Annotated in this window: 17 protein-coding genes; 8 read left to right on the top strand and 9 right to left on the bottom strand. The window is 73.7% G+C overall.

Translation table 11 applies throughout. From position 1 onward, the window contains the following. The first annotated feature begins 429 nt into the window (after positions 1 to 429). The 3 genes from A4V12_RS02445 to A4V12_RS02435 all read left to right on the top strand — a co-directional run bounded on the left by A4V12_RS02445 (position 430) and on the right by A4V12_RS02435 (position 4,946). Complete coding sequence (locus tag A4V12_RS02445; protein WP_423551029.1) at positions 430 to 3,543, top strand: sacsin N-terminal ATP-binding-like domain-containing protein; 3,114 nt, start codon at positions 430 to 432, stop codon at positions 3,541 to 3,543. Positions 3,544 to 3,570: 27 nt separating this feature from the next. Further along, positions 3,571 to 3,756: a hypothetical protein gene (locus A4V12_RS02440; RefSeq protein WP_064067498.1), complete on the top strand. Its 186-nt coding sequence runs from the start codon at positions 3,571 to 3,573 to the stop codon at positions 3,754 to 3,756. Positions 3,757 to 3,860: 104 nt separating this feature from the next. Then, positions 3,861 to 4,946, top strand: a complete 1,086-nt coding sequence (locus tag A4V12_RS02435; RefSeq protein ID WP_064067497.1) for a hypothetical protein — start codon at positions 3,861 to 3,863, stop codon at positions 4,944 to 4,946. Positions 4,947 to 4,989: 43 nt separating this feature from the next. Here A4V12_RS02435 and A4V12_RS02430 read toward each other — a convergent pair whose 3' ends face one another. Together A4V12_RS02430 and A4V12_RS02425 are read right to left on the bottom strand one after the other, a co-directional pair. Then, positions 4,990 to 7,443 (bottom strand): HAD-IC family P-type ATPase, encoded by a 2,454-nt coding sequence (locus A4V12_RS02430; RefSeq protein ID WP_064067637.1) that lies wholly within the window; start codon positions 7,441 to 7,443, stop codon positions 4,990 to 4,992. 190 nt (positions 7,444 to 7,633) lie between these two features. After that, a complete protein-coding gene (locus A4V12_RS02425; protein WP_064067496.1) occupies positions 7,634 to 7,906 on the bottom strand; it encodes a DUF2530 domain-containing protein in 273 nt (90 codons plus the stop codon). 190 nt (positions 7,907 to 8,096) lie between these two features. Between A4V12_RS02425 and A4V12_RS02420 the strand changes: the two genes are divergently transcribed. Continuing rightward, positions 8,097 to 9,554: an NCS2 family permease gene (locus tag A4V12_RS02420; RefSeq protein ID WP_064067495.1), complete on the top strand. Its 1,458-nt coding sequence runs from the start codon at positions 8,097 to 8,099 to the stop codon at positions 9,552 to 9,554. 122 nt (positions 9,555 to 9,676) lie between these two features. Here the strand turns inward: A4V12_RS02420 and A4V12_RS02415 are convergent, their stop codons facing one another. Beyond that, the gene (locus A4V12_RS02415) at positions 9,677 to 9,874 is read right to left on the bottom strand and encodes a hypothetical protein (protein ID WP_064067494.1); all 198 of its coding nucleotides are present in this window, start codon (positions 9,872 to 9,874) and stop codon (positions 9,677 to 9,679) included. A gap of 130 nt (positions 9,875 to 10,004) precedes the next feature. Between A4V12_RS02415 and A4V12_RS02410 the strand changes: the two genes are divergently transcribed. Both A4V12_RS02410 and A4V12_RS02405 read left to right on the top strand, forming a co-directional pair. Then, positions 10,005 to 10,448, top strand: coding sequence for a MarR family winged helix-turn-helix transcriptional regulator (locus tag A4V12_RS02410; RefSeq protein ID WP_064067493.1), 444 nt, complete (start codon positions 10,005 to 10,007; stop codon positions 10,446 to 10,448). A gap of 27 nt (positions 10,449 to 10,475) precedes the next feature. Further along, positions 10,476 to 11,813, top strand: coding sequence for an MFS transporter (locus A4V12_RS02405; RefSeq protein WP_064067492.1), 1,338 nt, complete (start codon positions 10,476 to 10,478; stop codon positions 11,811 to 11,813). 99 nt (positions 11,814 to 11,912) lie between these two features. Here the strand turns inward: A4V12_RS02405 and A4V12_RS02400 are convergent, their stop codons facing one another. Next, on the bottom strand, positions 11,913 to 12,422 hold the full coding sequence (locus tag A4V12_RS02400) for a GNAT family N-acetyltransferase (RefSeq protein ID WP_064067491.1): 510 nt from the start codon (positions 12,420 to 12,422) through the stop codon (positions 11,913 to 11,915). A 41-nt stretch (positions 12,423 to 12,463) separates the two neighbouring features. Between A4V12_RS02400 and thpR the strand changes: the two genes are divergently transcribed. After that, the gene (gene thpR, locus A4V12_RS02395) at positions 12,464 to 13,036 is read left to right on the top strand and encodes an RNA 2',3'-cyclic phosphodiesterase (RefSeq protein ID WP_064067490.1); all 573 of its coding nucleotides are present in this window, start codon (positions 12,464 to 12,466) and stop codon (positions 13,034 to 13,036) included. A 126-nt stretch (positions 13,037 to 13,162) separates the two neighbouring features. Here thpR and A4V12_RS02390 read toward each other — a convergent pair whose 3' ends face one another. From A4V12_RS02390 to A4V12_RS02380, 3 genes are all read right to left on the bottom strand, one after another. Continuing rightward, positions 13,163 to 14,149, bottom strand: a complete 987-nt coding sequence (locus tag A4V12_RS02390; protein WP_064067489.1) for an aldo/keto reductase — start codon at positions 14,147 to 14,149, stop codon at positions 13,163 to 13,165. A 67-nt stretch (positions 14,150 to 14,216) separates the two neighbouring features. Further along, a complete protein-coding gene (locus A4V12_RS02385; RefSeq protein ID WP_064067488.1) occupies positions 14,217 to 14,810 on the bottom strand; it encodes a Uma2 family endonuclease in 594 nt (197 codons plus the stop codon). A gap of 106 nt (positions 14,811 to 14,916) precedes the next feature. Next, positions 14,917 to 15,426, bottom strand: a complete 510-nt coding sequence (locus A4V12_RS02380) for a MarR family winged helix-turn-helix transcriptional regulator (RefSeq protein WP_234372045.1) — start codon at positions 15,424 to 15,426, stop codon at positions 14,917 to 14,919. On the opposite strand from A4V12_RS02380, the gene A4V12_RS02375 reads away from it, so the two are divergent. Beyond that, positions 15,425 to 15,955 (top strand): carboxymuconolactone decarboxylase family protein, encoded by a 531-nt coding sequence (locus A4V12_RS02375; protein ID WP_199831203.1) that lies wholly within the window; start codon positions 15,425 to 15,427, stop codon positions 15,953 to 15,955. The genes A4V12_RS02380 and A4V12_RS02375 overlap by 2 nt on opposite strands. Here the strand turns inward: A4V12_RS02375 and A4V12_RS02370 are convergent. Beyond that, positions 15,942 to 16,421 carry a MarR family winged helix-turn-helix transcriptional regulator gene (locus tag A4V12_RS02370; protein ID WP_064067485.1) on the bottom strand — a complete coding sequence of 160 codons (480 nt, stop codon included), beginning with the start codon at positions 16,419 to 16,421 and terminating at the stop codon, positions 15,942 to 15,944. The two genes, A4V12_RS02375 and A4V12_RS02370, sit on opposite strands and share 14 nt — an antisense overlap. Positions 16,422 to 16,549: 128 nt before the next feature. Then, positions 16,550 to 18,922 carry a helix-turn-helix domain-containing protein gene (locus tag A4V12_RS02365; protein WP_079136752.1) on the bottom strand — a complete coding sequence of 791 codons (2,373 nt, stop codon included), beginning with the start codon at positions 18,920 to 18,922 and terminating at the stop codon, positions 16,550 to 16,552. Positions 18,923 to 18,969: the final 47 nt, after the last annotated feature.

Genomic DNA, 18,969 nt, shown 5'->3' with positions numbered 1-18,969 from the left:
TGCCGTTGGGGTCCGCTCCGTGGCGGGTGTCCCGGGCTCTCGCTTCGCTCGTTTTACGCCCGGAACACCCCCCACTGCGCGTCCCCCTTCCGGGGTGGGCCGAGGCCCCGCGGCACGCGTGCGTGAGGGTGTCGGGGCCGGAGGCGGGGGGTGCTCGGACGTAAGACGAGCGAAGCGAGAGTCCGAGCATCCCCCGCCGCAGGACCAGGCGCCCGCCCCCGCCCACCGGCAGGAGCCGAACGGCGAAACGTCCCGCCCACCGGCAGGAGCCGAACGGCGAAACGTCCCACCCACCGGGCAGGAGCCGGACGGCGCCCCGCCGCGGCGGCCCGGGCGGTGGGGGAGCGGAGGGCGCGGGCCGGTGACGCCGTCGCAGGGGGTACCTTCGGGCTCCGTAACGACGCGCAGGGCGAGAGAGCGGAGCACGACGTGGGCGTGAGGGCGACGGCGACCGATGGGGCCGACCCGTTCGGGACCGCGCGGCTGCGGCGCGGGGTGCTCGACGCGTGGGGCGCCGGGCCCGCGCGCTTCCGGGAGGACGCCAACGCCGAGGAGGACCTCGCGCTCGGCGGCTACCGCGACCGGCTGGTGGTGGAACTCGCGCAGAACGCCGCCGACGCCGCCGCCCGTGCGGGTGTTCCTGGACGGCTGCGGCTGACACTGCACCCCGCCGGTGCGGACGGCCCCGCCGTGCTCGCCGCCGCCAACACGGGCGCGCCGCTGGACGCGACCGGTGTCGAGTCGCTCAGCACACTGCGCGCGTCCGCGAAGCGGGAGGGCCACGAGGGCGCGGTCGGCCGGTTCGGTGTCGGGTTCGCCGCCGTGCTGGCGGTCAGCGACGAGCCGGCGGTCGTGGGCCGGCACGGCGGCGTCCGGTGGTCGCTGCGCGAGGCCCGCGAGCTGGCGGCCGACGCGGCGAAGGCCAGCCCCGGTCTCGGCGACGAGCTGCGCCGCCGCGACGGCCACGTACCGCTGCTGCGGCTGCCGTTGCCCGCCGAGGGCACCGCCCCCGAGGGCTACGACACGGTGGTGATCCTGCCGCTGCGGGACGCCGCCGCCGTGGACCTGGTGGAACGGCTGCTCGCCGGGATCGACGACGCCCTGCTGCTGACCCTGCCGGGTCTCGCCGACGTCGTCGTGGAGACCCCGCAGGGGACGCGGACGCTCACGCGGCGGGAGCAGGACGGGTACGTCCACGTCGACGACACCGCCGCCGGCACCCGCCGCTGGCGGACCGTCAGCCACCGGGGCGCGATCGAGCCGGAGCTGCTGAAGGACCGTCCGGTCGAGGAGCGCCTGCGGCCGCACTGGTCCGTCACCTGGGCCGTGCCGGTGGACGACGGGGGCGCGCCCGCCCGTCCCCGTACCGCGCCCGTGGTGCACGCCCCGACGCCCACCGACGAGCCGCTCGGCATCCCCGCCCTGCTCATCGCGACGTTCCCGCTGGACACCACGCGCCGCCACCCGGCGCCCGGTCCGCTCACCGACTTCCTGGTGCGGCGCGCGGCCGACGCGTACGCCGAGCTGCTGGCCGACTGGCGGCCCGTCTCCACCGGGTCGATCGACCTGGTGCCGGGCCCGCTCGGCAAGGGCGTCCTCGACGGGGCGATCCGCGGCGCCGTGCTGGAACTGCTGCCGCGGGTGGCGTTCCTGCCGCCGGCCGCGCCGCCCGGCGACGAGGTGCCGCACGCGCTGCGCCCGTTCGAGGCGGAGGTCGTCGAGGGTGCCGGCGCCGACACGGTACGCGTTCTGGCGGAGGTGCTGCCGACGCTTCTGCCCGCCGGTCTGGAGCGCCGCACCGAGCTGCGCGCCCTCGGCGTGGCCCGCCTGTCCCTCGGTGACGCCATCGACCGGCTGGCGGGCACCGAGCGCACCCCCGCGTGGTGGCACCGGCTGTACGAGTCGCTCGCGGGCGTCGATCCCGACCGGCTGACCGGCCTGCCCGTGCCGCTGGTCGGGGGCCGGACGGCGACCGGACCGCGGCATGTGCTGCTGCCGCTCGCGGACACGCCCACCGACCTGACCAGGCTGGGTCTGAAGGTCGCGCACCCGGACGCGGCCCACCCCATCCTGGAGAAGCTCGGCGCGCTGCCCGCCACCCCGCGCGCGGTGCTCACCACGCCGCAGGTGCGGGCGGCCGTCGCCGGGTCGCTGGACGCGGGGGAGGTGTGGGACGAGGAGGCGCCGGACGCGGAGGAGCTGGCGGACACCGTCCTCACCCTGGTGCGCGACGCCGGGCTGGAGCCGGGCGACGAGCCGTGGCTGGGCGCCCTCGCGCTCCCCGACGAGGACGGCGAGCTCGCCCCGGCGGGCGAACTGGTGCTGCCGGGCAGCCCGTTCGCCGCCGTCATGCGGGAGGACGAGCTGGCGCTGGTGGACGCCGAACTGGCCGAGCGGTGGGGCGAGCAGCCGCTCGCCGCGTGCGGCGTGCTCGCGGACTTCGCCCTCGTACGGGCCACGGACGTCGTCCTGGACCCGGACGAACTGGAGCCCCGTGACGGGGACTTCGCCGAACCGGACGACGTCGGCCTGCTGGACGCCGTCGACGTGTGGTGCGAGGACGCGCTGGACCGGCTGCCCGAGACGCCGGTGCCGCCGGTGGCGACCGAGATCGTCGCCGTGCGGGACCTCGACCTGGTCGACGACGACGCGTGGCCCGAGGCGCTGGCGCTGCTCGCCCGGCCGCCGCTGCGCGACGCGCTCACCCAGCCGGTGCGGGTCCTGCTGCCGGACGGCACGACCGAGACGGTCCGTTCGTACACCGCCTGGTGGCTGCGCGACCATCCGGTGCTGGACGGCCGCCGCCCGGCCGGGCTGCGGGCCGCCGGGGTGGACCCGCTGCTGGAGGGGCTGTACGACGCGGTCGACATCGCGACGGGCTTCCGCGACCCGCAGGTGCTGCGCGCCCTGGGGGTGCGGACCTCGGTCGCCGCGCTGCTGGACGAGCCGGGCGGCGCGGCCGAGCTGCTGGGGCGCCTCGCCGACCCGGACCGCGAGGTGACCGCCGCGCAGCTGCACGGCCTGTACACCGCGCTCGCCGGCCTCGACCCCGAGCAGGTCACCCTCCCCGACGAGCTGCGCGCGGTCGTCGACGGCGAGGTGCGGGTGGTGGACGCGGCCGACGCGCTGGTCGCCGACGCGCCGGACCTGCTGCCGCTCGCCGGGCGCCGCGCCCTGCTGCCGGTCGCCCCGGCGCGGGCGGCGGAGCTGGCGGAACTGCTCCAGGTGCGGCGGCTGAGCGAGGACGTGGAGGCGGAGGTCACCACGGCGGGCGAGGTGCACGAGGTGCCGGAGTCGGTGCACGCCCTGCTCGGTGCGGGCACGCCCGCGACGTACGTGGAGCACGAGGAGCTGCGGGCGGGCGGTGTCGAGCTCGACTGGCGCCACGCCCCGGACGGCACGGTCCACGCGGCCACCCTGGAGGGCGTCGCGGCGGGCCTGGCGTGGGCGGCGGGCCAGTGGCCGCGCCGCTTCGAGGTGGCGGCGCTGCTGGAGGACCCGTCCCGTACGGCGGAGCTGGCCCGGGACCGCTGGTTCGACTAGAGGGACGACAGGGGGGGGAGCCTGTTCGTGAGGGCGCCGGCGGTGGCCCGGGAGCACTGGTGGCTGCCGTTGCGCGTCGTGGTCCTGCTGGCCGGGGTGGCGGGGCTGGGGATGTGCGGCGTCGAGACGTGGCGGCTGGTCCGCGGCGGGGAGTCCGCGTCGGCGGCGCTGGACCGGCTGGAGGCGGAGGCCGGGGCCGGCGAGGACCGGTGACGGGCGGACGGGTCTCCGGCCGGATCGGCACTGTCAGTGCGGTGCGGCATGCTCGGGTACCGCACCGCACACGGCGGAGACCCGGCGAGCGAGGAGAACGACCCGTGCCCCTGGCAGACGAACTACTCGGCGCGGACACCGTCGCCGGTCTCGCCGCATGCCTGGTGCGGGCCGGGGACGGGATCACGGCGCGGGAGACCCGGGCGTGCGGCGCGGTCCTGGACGGGCTGAGCTTCACCGGGCGGGTCGCCCTGATCAGGGACGCCGTCCTGGCGGACCTTCCGCCGGACTACCCGGACTTCGCTGCCGTGCTGCGCGCCGCACTGCGGGACGGCGACTTCACGGGGTGGATGACCTTCCCCGTCGCGGAGGCCGTGGCCGTACGGGGCCGGGACGTCTTCGAACCGGCGCTCGCCCTGCTCGCGGAGCTCACCCCGCGGCTGACCGCGGAGACCGCGGTACGGCCCTTCCTCCGCGACGATCCGGAACGCGCGCTCAGGGTCATGATGCCGTGGACCGCGCATCCGGACCCGCACGTGCGCCGGCTGGTCAGTGAGGGCACACGGCCGCGACTGCCCTGGGCGCCCCGGCTGCCGGAGCTGATCGCGGATCCGACGCCCGCGCTGCCCCTGCTCGACGCGCTGTACCGGGACGACTCCGAGTACGTCCGCAGGTCGGTGGCCAACCACCTCAACGACATCAGCCGTGACCACCCCGACCTCGCCGTCGCGGTCGCGGCGCGCTGGCTGGACGACCCGGCGCCGACGACGGACCGGGTGGTACGGCACGGCCTGCGGACCCTGATCAAGGCCGGCCACGCCGGGGCGCTCACGCTGCTCGGCCACTCACCGGACAGCCCCGTCGCCGTCGAGGGGCCGCACCTCCACGCGTCGGAGATCCGGGTGGGCGACCATCTGGTGTTCGACTGCTCGGTGACCAACACGCACGACCGGACCGCTCACCTCGTCGTCGACTACGTCGTCCTCCACATGAAGGCCAACGGGACGCGCACCCCCAAGGTCTTCAAGCTGACCACGCGGTCCCTGGCTCCCGGTGAGACGTGGCGCGCGTCCCGCAGACACTCCTTCAAGCCGATCAGCACCCGGCGCTACCACGCGGGTGTCCACCAGGTGCGGCTCCAGGTCAACGGCCGGCCCCACGGGGAAGCCTCGTTCATGCTGCACACCTGAGACCCGCGGCCGCACCGCCGCGCCCGGCCCCGGGCGGGGGCGTTCACGTGGGCATCCTGCGGTCCACCAGGCGCCACGCCGCTTCCACGAGGGCGGCGCCCGCCGCCGCGACGGCCACGGCGATCCAGGGCATCGTCGTGCCCACCAGCCGCAGCGCGAAGAAGTCCTGGAGCCAGGGCACGACGAGGACCAGCAGGAACGCCCCGCCCATGACGGCGACCAGGGCGATCCGCCACCAGGTGTAGGGCCGGGCGACGATGGCCAGCACCCACATGGACACCAGGAACAGGGTGAGCGTCGCCGCGCTGGTCTCGGCGCTCAGCGCGTCGGGCCCGTCGTAGTGGGCGCGGGCGAGCAGGTACGTGGTGAAGGTCGCCGCCGCCGCGACGATGCCGCCGGGGATCGCGTACCGCATCACCCGCCGGACGAAGTGGGGTTTGGCCCGCTCCGTGTTGGGGGCGAGGGCCAGGAAGAAGGCGGGTGCCCCGATGGTGAGGGTGGACAGCAGGGTGAGGTGGCGGGGGAGGAAGGGGTACTCGATGCCGCTGCACACCACCAGGATCGCCAGCAGCACCGAGTAGACGGTCTTGGTCAGGAAGAGGGTCGCGACGCGGGTGATGTTGCCGATGACGCGGCGGCCCTCGGCGACGACGGCGGGCAGGGTGGAGAAGCTGTTGTTCAGCAGGACGATCTGGGCGACCGCCTTGGTGGCCTCCGAGCCGGAGCCCATGCTGACGCCGATGTCGGCGTCCTTCAGGGCCAGTACGTCGTTGACGCCGTCCCCGGTCATGGCGACCGTGTGGCCGCCGGACTGGAGCGCGCCGACCATGTTCCGCTTCTGCTGGGGGGTGACGCGCCCGAAGACGGAGCCCTCGTCGAGGGCCCGGGACATCTCGTCGCGCTCGGCGGGCAGGCGGCGGGCGTCGACGGTGTGCGCGGCGCCGGGCAGGCCGAGCTTGTCGGCGACGGCGCCGACGGAGACGGCGTTGTCGCCGGAGATGACCTTGGCGGCGACGTTCTGGTCGGCGAAGTAGGCCAGGGTGTCGGCGGCGTCGGGGCGCAGCCGCTGTTCGAGGACGACGAGGGCGGTGGCGCGGGCGCCGGCGGTGACGTCGGGGTCGTCCAGTTCGCCGGCGGCGCCGGCGAGGAGCAGGACGCGCAGCCCTTGCCGGTTGAGTTCGTCGATGTCGTCGAGGACGGGGTCGCCGTCGGGGAGGAGGACGTCGGGGGCGCCGAGCAGCCAGGTGCTGGTCCGTCCGTCGCCCTCGCTGAAGGTGGCGCCGCTGTACTTGCGGGCGGAGGAGAAGGGCAGCGCCTGGGTGCACCGCCAGTCCTCGTCGTCGGGGTAGGCGTCGATGATGGCCCGGAGGGAGGCGTTCGGGCGGGGGTCGGACTCTCCGAGGGCGCCGAGGACGGTGCGTACGTAGGTCTCGTCGGCGCCGTTCAGGGTGCGCAGTCCGGTGACGTCCATGCCGCCCTCGGTGAGGGTGCCGGTCTTGTCGAGGCAGACGACGTCGACGCGGGCGAGCCCTTCGATGGCGGGCAGTTCCTGGACGAGGCACTGTTTGCGGCCGAGGCGGATGACGCCGATCGCGAAGGCGACGGAGGTGAGGAGCACCAGGCCCTCGGGGATCATCGGCACGATGCCGCCGACGGTCCGGGCGACGGAGTCCTTGAAGTCGGTGTCCTTGACGACGAGCTGGCTGATGATGAGCCCGGTCGCGGTGGGCACCATCATCCACGTGACGTACTTGAGGATGGTGGAGATGCCGCTGCGCAGTTCGGAGCGGACGAGCGTGAACCGGGAGGCCTCCTCGGCGAGCCGGGCCGCGTAGGCCTCGCGTCCCACCTTGGTGGCGGTGAACGCCCCGCCGCCGGCGACGACGAAGCTGCCGGACATGACCTGGTCGCCGGGTTTCTTGACCACGGGGTCGGCCTCGCCGGTGAGCAGCGACTCGTCGACCTCCAGGTTGTCGGCCTCGGCGATCTCGCCGTCGACGACGACCTTGTCGCCGGGCCCCAGCTCGATGCAGTCGCCGAGGACGATCTCGGACGTGTGGACCTCGGTGGAGGTCCCGTCCCGCCGGACGGTGGGCTTGGTCTCGCCGATGACGGCGAGGGAGTCGAGGGTCTTCTTGGCGCGCAGTTCCTGGATGATGCCGATGCCGGTGTTGGCGATGATGACGAACCCGAACAGGCTGTCCTGGATCGGTGCGACGACCAGCATGATCACCCACAGGACGCCGATGATCGCGTTGAAGCGGGTGAAGACGTTGCCGCGGACGATGTCGGTGGTGGAGCGGGAGCTGCGGACGGGTACGTCGTTGACCTCGCCCCGCGCGACCCGTTCGGCCACCTCGGCGGCCGTCAGTCCGGCGGGCCGGTGGTGGACGGGTGGCCGTTGCGGGTGGACGGGGTCGAGTTCGGCCCCGGCGTCGATGGTGGGCCCGCCGGGTTTCTCGGAGCCGTCGGTGTCGATCTTCGCCCGCTGCGTCATGTTTTCGACGGTACGGCCGTCCGGGCGCCCGCACATCGTGAGCGGCCGGAAGATCCGTCCCCGGTACGACGCGAATCGTCCCGTGGCCGTACGCGTACGCCGGGACGCTGTCGCCGTCGTTGCCGTGGTCCACTGCCGCTGTGCCGGCCGGGCGGTGCCGCGGGCGGGCGGCCGGGCGGTGCCGCGTGCGTCAGGCGGTGTCGCCGTGCGGGGGCGGGGAGGCCGCCGCCCGCTTGAGGGCGGCGTCGCGCCGGCGGACGTACCAGATGCCGATGAGGCCGAGCCCGGCGCCGGCGAGGCAGGTCCACACCCACCACGTGAGGTCGCGGTCGGCGAACCAGCCGTAGAAGGGGACCTGCACCAGGAAGAGGACGAACCAGAGGATCGTGCCGCCGGTGATGGTGGCGACGACGGGCCCCTCCAGGGGCTCGGGTGCCTCGTGCTTGGGGGTCCACTTCGCCATGCGCACAGTGTAGGCGGGGCTCCGGGCGCGGCCCGGGGCCCTTGCGGGGCATGGCTCTACGCGCGGAGATACCGATCTTCGCATGATGCGTTCATACTGAAACGGCTTGTGTCTGACCGGTTTCTTTAGTGTGAATGACCAAAAAAGACCGGTCCGGCCCCCACCCCACCCCCGCACCCTGAGGTTTCGCATGCCCTCCTCGGCCACCACGCTGACGGACGCCGGCGCCACGCCGCCGTCCCCCCAGCAGCCGACCCACGGCCGTCTGGACCGCTTCTTCAAGATCTCGGAGCGCGGCTCCACGGTCGCCAGGGAGGTACGCGGCGGATTCGCGACCTTCTTCGCGATGGCCTACATCATCGTGCTCAACCCGATCATCCTGGGCAGCGCCAAGGACATGTACGGGCACCAGCTCGACAGCGGCCAGCTCGTCACCGCGACCGTGCTGACGGCCGCGTTCTCCACGCTGCTGATGGGCGTCATCGGCAACGTGCCGATCGCGCTGGCGGCCGGGCTCGGCGTCAACACGGTCGTCGCCCTCCAGCTCGCGCCCCGCATGTCGTGGGCGGACGCCATGGGCATGGTCGTGCTCGCCGGTGTCGTGGTGATGCTGCTGGTGGCGACGGGCCTGCGCGAGCGGGTGATGAACGCCGTGCCCGTCGGGCTGCGCAAGGGCATCGCCATCGGCATCGGCCTGTTCATCATGCTGATCGGCCTCGTCGACTCCGGCTTCGTCTCCCGCATCCCCGACGCCGCCCACACCACCGTGCCGCTCCAGCTCGGCGCCGACGGTCACCTCGGCGGCTGGCCGGTCCTGGTCTTCGTCCTGGGAACGCTGCTGACGCTGGCGCTGATCATCCGCAAGGTGCCGGGCGCGATCCTCATCTCGATCGTCGTCATGACGATCGTCGCCATGGTCATCAACGCGGTGGCGACCATCCCGTCCTGGGGCCTGACCACGCCGGAGTGGCCCGGCAACCCGGTCGCCACTCCCGACTTCGGGCTCGTCGGAGAGGTCAGCCTGTTCGGCGGCTTCGAGAAGGTCGGCCTGCTGACCGGCTCCCTGTTCGTCTTCACCGTGCTGCTGTCCTGCTTCTTCGACGCGATGGGCACCATCCTCGGCGTCGGTGACGAGGCCAAGCTGATGGACAAGGACGGCAACTTCCCCGGCATCAACAAGGTGCTCCTCGTCGACGGCCTGGCCGTCGCCTCCGGCGGCGCCACCTCGTCCTCGGCCACCACCTGCTTCGTGGAGTCCACGGCGGGCGTCGGCGAGGGCGCGCGCACCGGTCTGGCGTCCGTCGTCACCGGCGCGCTCTTCTCGGTGGCGCTCTTCCTGACCCCGCTCGCCACGATGGTGCCGTCCCAGGCGGCCACGCCCGCGCTGCTGGCGGTGGGCTTCCTCATCCTGGCCGGGTCGGTGAAGGACATCGACTGGAGCGACTTCACGATCGCGGTGCCCGCGTTCCTGGCGATGGTGATGATGCCGTTCACGTACTCCATCACCAACGGCATCGGTATCGGCTTCATCGCCTTCAGCGTCCTGCGCCTGGCGGCCGGTCGCGGCCGCGAGGTCCCGGCGGCGATGTACGTCGTCTCGGCGGTGTTCGCCTTCTACTACGCCATGCCGGCGCTCGGTCTCACCTGACGCCGCGCCCCGCCACCGGACGGCCCGGCCCCGTGCTCCCCGCGCGGCGCCGGGCCGTCCGCGTACCCGGCCGTGGTCCGTCGCCCGCACGGGCGTACGGGGCCGTACGCGGTCGTACGCGGTCAGGTGCCGTGGGGGCCGTGGGGGTCGTAGAAGCGGTTGGTCCGGTCGACGGCCGTTTCGAGGCGTTCGTCGAAGTCGTCGCGGACGAGCGTCCGGACCACGTAGTCCTGGACGCTCATGCCGCTGCGGGCCGCGTGGCGCCGGACCCGGTCGAGCAGCTCTCCGTCTATCCGCAGGCTGAGCACGGTCGATCCCATGGCGCCAGAGTCGCCGTCCCGCCCGGCCCGCCGCGTCGCTTTCCGGCCTTGTCTCACTCGTACGGGTGACACGTACCACTCACCGCCCACCGGGTGGTATTTAGCCAGGGTAATGAGTTACGCTAAATACATGCCTGACCTCTCCCACGGCGACCCCGCTGACGCAGCCGCCGTGAACGCCTTGCGCTCCGCCGTCATGCGGCTGGGCCGACGCCTGAAGCACCAGCGCGTCGACGAATCGCTGAGCCCCACCGAGATGTCGGTGCTCGGCACCCTCGCCCGCTGCGGTTCCGCCACCCCCGGTGAGCTGGCCCGCAAGGAGCACGTGCAGCCGCCGTCGATGACACGCATCGTGGCGCTGCTGGAGGCCAAGGGGCTGGTCCGGCTGGAGCCGCACCCCGAGGACCGCCGGCAGAAGGTCGTCAGCCAGACCGAGACGGCCGAGGCCATGCTCGAGGAGTCCCGCCGCAAGCGGAACGCCTGGCTGGCCACCCTCGCCGAGGGTCTGGACGAGGACGAGTGGGCGAAGCTGCGTGCCGCCGCTCCCGTGCTGGAGAAGCTCGCGCACCTGTAGACCGACGCACCAAGGAGGCGACCTCTTTTGAGTTCGGGACCCGGAGTACTCTCCGCACCCGCACACAACCCCGACGACCGCAAGACACCCCGCAACGGGACCTTCTCCTCGCTCAAGGTCCGCAACTACCGGCTGTTCTTCACCGGTGCCATCGTCTCCAACACCGGCACATGGATGGCCCGCATCACCCAGGACTGGCTGGTCCTCAGCCTCACGGGCTCCGCCGCCGCCGTCGGCATCACGACGGCGCTGCAGTTCCTGCCGATGCTGCTCCTCGGCCTGTACGGCGGGGTCATCGCCGACCGCTACCCCAAGCGCAACCTGCTGATGATCAGCCAGGGCGCGCTCGGCCTGTGCGGTCTCGCCCTCGCCGTCCTGACCCTCTCCGGACACGTCCAGGTCTGGCACGTCTACCTGATCGCGCTCCTGCTCGGCCTGGTCACCGTGGTCGACAACCCGGCCCGCCAGTCGTTCTACTCCGAGCTGGTCGGCCCCGCGCAGGTCCGCAACGCCGTCAGCCTGAACTCGGCCAACTTCCAGTCGGCCCGCCTCGTCGGCCCCGCCGTCGCGGGCGCGCTGATCGCGTCGGTCGGCAGCGGCTACGCCTTCCTCGTCAACGGCCTGTCCTTCCTCGCCCCGCTCGCCTCGCTGATGCTCATGCGCACCGCCGAGCTGCACCAGGTGGAGCGGGCCCCGCGCGGCAAGGGGCAGCTGCGCGAAGGACTGCGGTACGTCGCCGGCCGCCCCGAGCTGATCTGGCCGATCGCCCTCGTGGGCTTCGTCGGCACCTTCGGCTTCAACTTCCCGATCTGGTTGACCGCCTTCTCCGACGACGTCTTCCACGCCGGTGCGGGCACGTACGGCTTCCTCAACACCCTGATGGCCGTCGGCTCCCTCATCGGCGCCCTGCTCGCCGCCCGGCGCGGGACCTCGCGCCTGCGGCTGCTCGTCGGCGGCGCGGTCGCGTTCGGCGTCCTGGAGATCGCCGCCGCGTTCTCGCCGTCCTTCTGGCTCTTCGCGCTGCTGCTGGTCCCGATCGGCATGTTCGGCCTGACGGTCAACGTCACCGCCAACTCCTCGGTCCAGCTCGCCACCGACCCGGTCATGCGGGGCCGGGTGATGAGCCTCTACATGATGGTCTTCGTCGGCGGTACGCCGGTGGGCGCGCCGCTGCTGGGCTGGATCACCGACACGTACGGCGCCCGCGCCGGCTTCGCCACGGGCGGTGCCGTGTCGCTGGCCGCCGCCGTGGTGATCGGTCTGGTGCTGGCCCGCGTGGGCGGGCTGCGCCTGAAGGTCGAGATGCACGGCCGCCACCCGCACGTGCGGTTCGTCCCGCGCGAGCGGCTGGCCACGGCCGCGTAGACCGCCCGGCCCCCGCCCGGTCGGCCGTGCGGGGCCCGGGGCGCCCCGTGCCCAGGCAGGGCAGGGCAGGGCCGGGGGCGGCCGGGGCCGGCCCCGGCGTCACACCCGGCGCTCCAGCACCTGCCCCGGCCAGTCGCCGACCGTGAACGTCTCGGTCGGCGTGAAGCCGTTGCGCACGTAGTAGTCCACGAGCCGCCCGCCGCCCCCGGCGAAGCAGTCGACCCGCAGCAGCGAGACGCCCTGCCGCCGGGTCTCCTCCACCGCGTGCGCCAGCAGCGCGCCGCCCACGCCCCGCCCGTGGAAGCGGCCGTCGGTCGCCAGGAAGCGCACGTACAGCTCCGGCTCGGCGGCGGGCGCCACATCGGGCCCCGGGTACGGCGTCAGCGTCAGCGTCCCCGCCGGTACGCCCCCGACCTCGGCGATCCACGGCGAGCCGTCCGTGACGGTCTCCCGCACGCGCCGCACGGCCCGCGGCCTCGACGACCACGGCTCGGTGCCCCACTGGTCGGTGATCCCCCGCTCGTTCAGCCAGACCACCGCGCTGTCCAGCACGGCGAGTATCGCGGGGACGTCGTCCGCCGTGCCCCTCCTGATCTCCACCTTGTCCATCGGCCGAGGATACGGCGCGTGGATCATGCCAGACTCGCGGTATGAGGCTTTTCGCCGCCGTGCTGCCGAGCAGCGCGGCCGTAGAGGAACTCGCCGCCGAAGTGGACCTGTTGCGCGCCCTCCCGGGCGCCGGTGACCTGCGCTGGACGGGACGTCCCGGCTGGCACTTCACGCTGGCGTTCATGGGGGAGGTGGACGAGGCGCTGCTGCCGGAGCTGCGCACCCGGCTCGCCCGCGCCGCCCACCGCACCGCGCCCTTCCCGCTGCGCCTGCACGGCGGCGGCCGGTTCGGCCGGCGCGTCCTGTGGGCCGGTGCGGCGGGCGGGCTGGACGAGATGCGGCTGCTCGCCGACCGCGCGGACGCGGCCGCCCGCCGCTCGGGCGTCCCGATGGACGAGCACCGCCGGTACCAGGCCCACCTGACGGTGGCCCGCGGCCGCACGGACGCGGTGGACCTGCGCCCCTTCGTGGAGCGGCTGCGCGAGTTCGAGGGCTCCCGCTGGGAGGTGGACGCGCTGACGCTGGTGCGCAGCAACCTGCCGGGCGGTGGCGCCGCGGGCCGGGGCCCGCGCTACGAGACGGCCGGGTCCTGGCCGCTCGGAGGGGCCAGCTAACCTCGGAGCGTGGACCCGAAGACCCGTAACCGGATCATGGCCGGTGTGCTCGTGCTGATGTTCGTGATCGTCGCCGTGGCGGCCGCGCTCGGCTGACGCCGAGCCGCGGCCGTGCGGTGACGCCCGTCACCAGGCGAAGGCCTCCGGGGACGGCCCCGTGCCCGGGAAGATCGCGTCCAGTTCCTTCAGGACCTCGTCCGACAGTTCCAGCTCCACCGCCCGCAGCGCGGAGTCGAGCTGCTCCGCGGTGCGCGGCCCGACGATCGGCCCCGTCACCCCCGGCCGGGTCAGCAGCCAGGCCAGGGCCGCCTCGCCCGGCTCCAGCCCGTGCTTGTCGAGGAGGTCCTCGTACGCCTGGATCTGGAGGCGTACGTCGGTGTTGGCGAGCGCGTCGGCCGATCGGCCGCTGGTGCGGCGGCCGCCCTTCGCCTCCTTCCTGAGCACGCCGCCGAGCAGCCCGCCGTGCAGCGGCGACCAGGGGATGACGCCCAGGCCGTAGTCCTGAGCGGCGGGGATGACCTCCATCTCGGCGCGGCGCTCGGCCAGGTTGTAGAGGCACTGCTCGCTGACGAGCCCGACCATCCCGCGCCGGGCGGCGGTCTCGTTGGCCTGGGCGATCTTGTAGCCGGGGAAGTTCGACGACCCCGCGTACAGGATCTTGCCCTGCTGGATGAGGACGTCGACGGCCTGCCAGATCTCCTCGAACGGCGTGTGCCGGTCGATGTGGTGGAACTGGTAGAGGTCGATGTAGTCGGTGTTCAGCCGCTTGAGGCTGGCTTCGACGGCCCGCCTGATGTTCACGGCGGAGAGCTTGTCGTGGTTGGGCCAGACCGGCCCTTCGGCGGCCATGTTCCCGTACACCTTGGTGGCGAGCACGACCTTGTCCCGGTCACCGCCCCGGGCGAACCAGGAGCCGATGATCTCCTCCGTGCGGCCCTTGTTCTCACCCCAGCCGTAGACGTTGGCGGTGTCGAAGAAGTTGATGCCCGCGTCGATCGCGGCGTTCATGATGGCGTGACTGCCGGCTTCGTCGGTCTGGGGCCCGAAGTTCATCGTGCCGAGGACGAGTCGGCTGACCTTGAGTCCGGTGCGTCCGAGCTGCGTGTACTTCATGGTCGTACAGCCAACGCCTTGGAGCGCGCTCGAAGCAAGGGGGCACCGGGCGCGGCGCGGTCGTGCGTCAGTCGCGGGGGAAGCCGGCGGTGTCGAGGACGAGTCCGAGGGGGGTGTCCGTGAGGTCGATGGGCTCGCCGAAGGCGACGGTCGTCTCCATGGCGTAGTCGTCCTCCTTGGGGCGGGTGTACACGTGGCACCTGCCCTGGTAGGGGTCGGCGATGAGGTAGACGGCCACCTCGGCGGCGGCGTACGCGGTCTTCTTCGGCCCGTAGTCGTTCATGCCGGTCGACCGGGAGACGACCTCCGCGACGAACTCGACGTCCTGGTACCGCCACAGTCCCCTGGAGGTCTGCTCGGCGGTGTCGCGCAGCTTCACCACGTCCGGGCAGAAGCCGTTCAAGTGGCCGGGGAAGTCGATGCGCTCGTCGAACGACACCAGTGCGTCCATGCCGAACTCGTCCTCGAGGGCTCGCATGATCAGGCGCATGATCCGCGCGTGGACGTGCCGGTGCGGCGACATGACGACGACCCCCTCGACGATCTCGGCCTTGTATCCCTCGAAGAGGGGCATCCGCTCGATGGCCTCGAACATCTCGTCGAGGGTCCACTCAGGGTCGCTCTCGGCCATGTCGATCCTGTCGCTCTCTACGACGGTCATCGTGGCGCTCCTCCCCGCTGCCGCGTGATCGCATGCAGCCGCGCATCTCAACGATACGTACGCCAGGGGCGACACGCCGGTGGCGACAACTGGCCGAGCGGGCGGATCACGTCCCGCCCAGCCATCCCGCCGCGTCGAGACGGAAGGCGTCGGTGGGGACGACGGCGCGCAGGGCGTCCTCCATGTCCCGGACGCGTTCCGGTCCGAGGGTGTGGGCCCAGTCCGCGCGCAGGTCGTCGAAGATCGCGGCCGAGCGGGTGAGGGCGTCCAGGCCGCGCGGGGTGAGGCGGACGAGTTTGCGGCGGGCGTCGGTGGGGTCGTCGGCGCGCTCGGCGTACCCGAGGGCGACGAGCCGGTCGACCGTCTTGCCGGCCGCCTGCTTGGACACGCCCAGCCGCCGCCCCACCTCGCTGGCGGTCGCCCCGCCGACGCCGACGGCCTGCATGGCGAACCCGTGCGCGGGGCGCACGTCGGGGTGGCCCTGCCGGGCGAGTTCGGCGTGGAGCCGGTCGATGAGGGTGCGGAAGCCCGCGAAGAGGAGCAGGGGCAGCTCGTAGCCCCGGACATCCCCCTTGCCCGGATCGACAACCTGGTTTACCTTCTTGTCGTCAACCATGTTGTCCATCTTAGGAGCGGCCGTGTTCACCGACCACACCCTGGAGACCGCCCCGCCCGCCGCCCGCCCGGTCATGGAGGCCGTCGCCCACCGCATGGGCGGCCACATCCCACCGGCCGTCGCCCGGATGGCGGCCTCACCCGAACTGCTGGAGGGCTTCCTGACCCTCACCGCCCTGTTCGACCGCACCACCCTGGACCCGGTGGCCCGCGAGACGGTCGTCATGACCGTCGCCACCCGCAACGGCTGCCAGGTCTGCGTGGACCTACACACCCGCAAGCTCCGCGCCCTGGGCGCGGCCCCCGCCGTCGTCACCGCCCTCCGCGCGGGCACCCCGCTGCCCGACGAACGCCTGGAGGCGGTGCGGCGGTTCGTCGAGGCCGTGTACGCCACGACGGGCGAGGTCGCCGACGAGGACCTGGCCGCCTTCCTCGCCCACGGCTACACCGAACGCAACGCCCTGGAGGTGGTCATGGGCATCGGCACGTACACCATGTCGACGTTCGCCAACCGCCTCACGCGGGCGTAGCCGCCGCCACGTTGTCGGCCATGCGGCGCAGCACCTTCAGGGCGGCGACGTACTCCTCGTCGGTGATGCCGTCATGGATCCGCGCCCGGATGCCGGTGACCAGCTCCTTGATGCGGGCCTTGGCGGCGCGGCCCTCGTCGGTGAGGTGCAGGCCCTCGTCGCCGTCCAGGCGCAGCCAGCCCCGGTGGAGCAGGTGGTCGACGGCGCGGGAGCCGTCGTACGGGGTGTCCGCGACGCCGGCGAGCCCGGTGGCGACCACCTCGCGGGTGACGTGGCCGCCGGCGTCGACCCGGTTGAGGGTCCACCACATGGGCTGGGTGAGGTCGACGCGGGCCATGGCGTCGCGGATGTGGGTGATGACGGCCTTGTGCACGACCCCGCTCCAGTAGCCGATCGGCTGGGAGGCGAGTTCGGCCTCGGTGACGGCGGGGTCGGCAGGGGCGGGGACGGTGGGTGTCGTTGTCATGGGGCAGACGCTAGGACCTCGACCGCGATTGAGGTCAACGCCCTTGCCGTCCCGCTCGGCGGCCCCTGTCGGCGTCCGCCGACCGCCTCACGCGGGCGTCGGGGCGGGCCGCCGGTCCGGTGGCCGCGCTACCGGCTCTCCGGCCGCCCCAAGGCAGGTCCGGTAGCCAGATCGTTCTCCAGGGCGCGGAGTTCGGCGGCGGCCTCCAGCTGGCGCGGGTTGTTCAGGCGGACCAGGCCCTCGCGCGCGGCGGTCAGGGTTTCGCGCGCCTCCGGGTACCGGGCGAGGTGGCGGAGGGTGATGCCGAGGTCCAGCCGGGACGGCTCGCTCCAGGCGGGCATCCGCGCCGACTCGAAGTGGGCCAGCGCGTGGCGCAGCGGGCCCTCGGCCTCGCTCCACCGGTGCAGGGCCGCCAGGTCGTTGCCGATGTGCTGGCGGGTCGCGGCCAGGTACAGGCCGATCAGCTCCTGCGGCTTCCCCGGTACGCCCGCCCGGCAGATGGTCTCGCTGCGCCGGTGGATGACCAGGGCCTCCGCGGCGCGGCCGACCTGGCGCAGTTGCTGACCGAGCGCGTTGAGGGCGCTGAGTTCGGCGAGGCGGCTCTGCGCGCAGCTCTGGCCGGCCAGGTGGGCGGCGGACTCCTGGAGCCGGGCGATGGCTTCGTCGGCCCGTCCCAGGCGGTTCAGCGCTCCCGCCGCGTAGCCCAGCGCCCAGCCGACCTGGAGCTGGTCCCCCACCTCGCGCGCCGCTTCCAACGCGGCCTCCGCGGTCGGCAGGGCGGCGGCGGGGTCGAAGACGCACTGGTTGTAGGCCCACGCCAGGTAGTTGAGGTGGACCGCCTCGTCACGCCTGCTGCCCAGCGCGCGGGCGGAGTCGACGGCCCGCCGGAAGACCTCCGCCCACAGCTCCCACTGCAGGGTGCGGTCGGAGAACCAGTGCATCGCCTCGGCCGCGTCGACGACCTCCTGGTGCCGGCCGGCCGCCTGCACCCGCCCCAGGGCGGCCAGCCACTGGGCCCGTTCGGCCTCCAGCCAGCCGTGGGCCGCCTCGTTGTCGCGGGGCGCGGTGCCCGGGTCCGGATCGTCGTCGGGCACGCCCCGGTGGTCGGCGTCGAAGCGCAGCGCGGCGGCGGTGGCCCGGCGGAGCATCCACCGGGCGGTCCGGTCCTCCGCGGCGGCGATGTCGGCCGGATCGTCCTCCTCCGCCAGTTGTTCGGCGGCGAACAGGGCGAGGAGGTCGTGGAAGCGGTACCGGTCGGCGGCCGGGTGGGGCTGGAGCAGTCCCGCGCCGGTGAGGGCCTCCAGGCACCGGGCCGTCCGGCGGACCGGCAGCCCCGCGAGCAGCGCCGCGGTCTCGGGGCCGAAGTCGGGGCCGGCGGCGAGCGAGGCCCGGCGGAAGACGGTACGGCTCGGCGGGTCCAGCTGCCGGTACGAGAGGGCGAACGCGGTCCTGACCCGCAGCGAGCCCGCCTCCAGCCCGTCCAGGCGACTCCCGTACGCCGCGAGCTGGGTGACGAGCTTGCCGATGCGTTCGGCCGGCCGGGAGGCCAGGCGCTGCCCCGCGATCCGTACGGCCAGGGGGAGGTGCCCGCACAGGTGCGCCAGGTCGCGGGCCGCCTGCGCCTCCTCCCGTACCCGCTCCGGGCCGACGATCCGGCCGAGCAGTTCCACCGCCTCCTCGCGGCGCAGCAGCGCCAGGTCGACGCGGTGCACCGATTCGAGGCCCGCCAGGCTGCTGCGGCTGGTGACGAGGGTGAGCGACGGACCGTGGCCGGGCAGCAGGGGCCGGACCTGGGCCTCGTCGGCGGCGTTGTCGAGAAGGAGCAGCACACGCCGGTCGCGCAGTACGGAACGCAGCAGGCCGCAGCGGTCGTCGGTGGCGGCGGGCACGGCACCGGCGGCGACCCCCAGGGCGTGCAGCAGCCGGGCGCACGCGTCGCGCGGAGGGGTCGGCCGCGGGTCCATGCCGCGCAGGTCGACGGCGAACTGCCCGTCAGGGAAGTACGGCGTGAGGGTGTGCGCGGCGTGCACGGCGAAGGCGGTCTTGCCCAGGCCCGGCTGTCCGGACACCACCGCGACCGGCGGGTGGGCGGCATCCAGCCGCTCGGCCAGCGCCCGCAGCCGGGCCAGGGCGGGACCGCGGGCGGTGAAGTCGTGCAGGTCGCGGGGGAGCGCGAGCGTGTGGAACGGGGCCGGCCCGCTGTCCGTGCCGGTGGCTTCGGTGCCGGCCGCGCCGGCCCGCGCGGGGCGGGGCCGCGGCCGGCCGAGACTGGCGGCCCGCTCCAACTCCCGTGCGCCCGCGGCATCCAGCCCGAGCGCGGCGGCCAGCGCCTCCACGGTGCGACGCTGCGGACCCCGTGACCGGCCGCGCTCCAGGTCCGACAACGCCCGGACGCTCACCCCCGCCGCGTGCGCCAGGGCCTCCTGGCTGAGCCCGGCGGCCGAGCGCAGGGCGCGCAGCCGCTCGCCGAACCCGTCCGTGACCGGCGTACCGGTGTCCATGCCTGCGTACCCCCCCGGGTCGGCGTGGTCCGTCCGGACGGACGGGC

Source organism: Streptomyces noursei (genome assembly GCF_001646665.1).
GTDB classification, from domain to species: Bacteria; Actinomycetota; Actinomycetes; order Streptomycetales; family Streptomycetaceae; genus Streptomyces; species Streptomyces lavendulocolor.
This window is presented reverse-complemented; position numbering and strand designations above follow the sequence as displayed.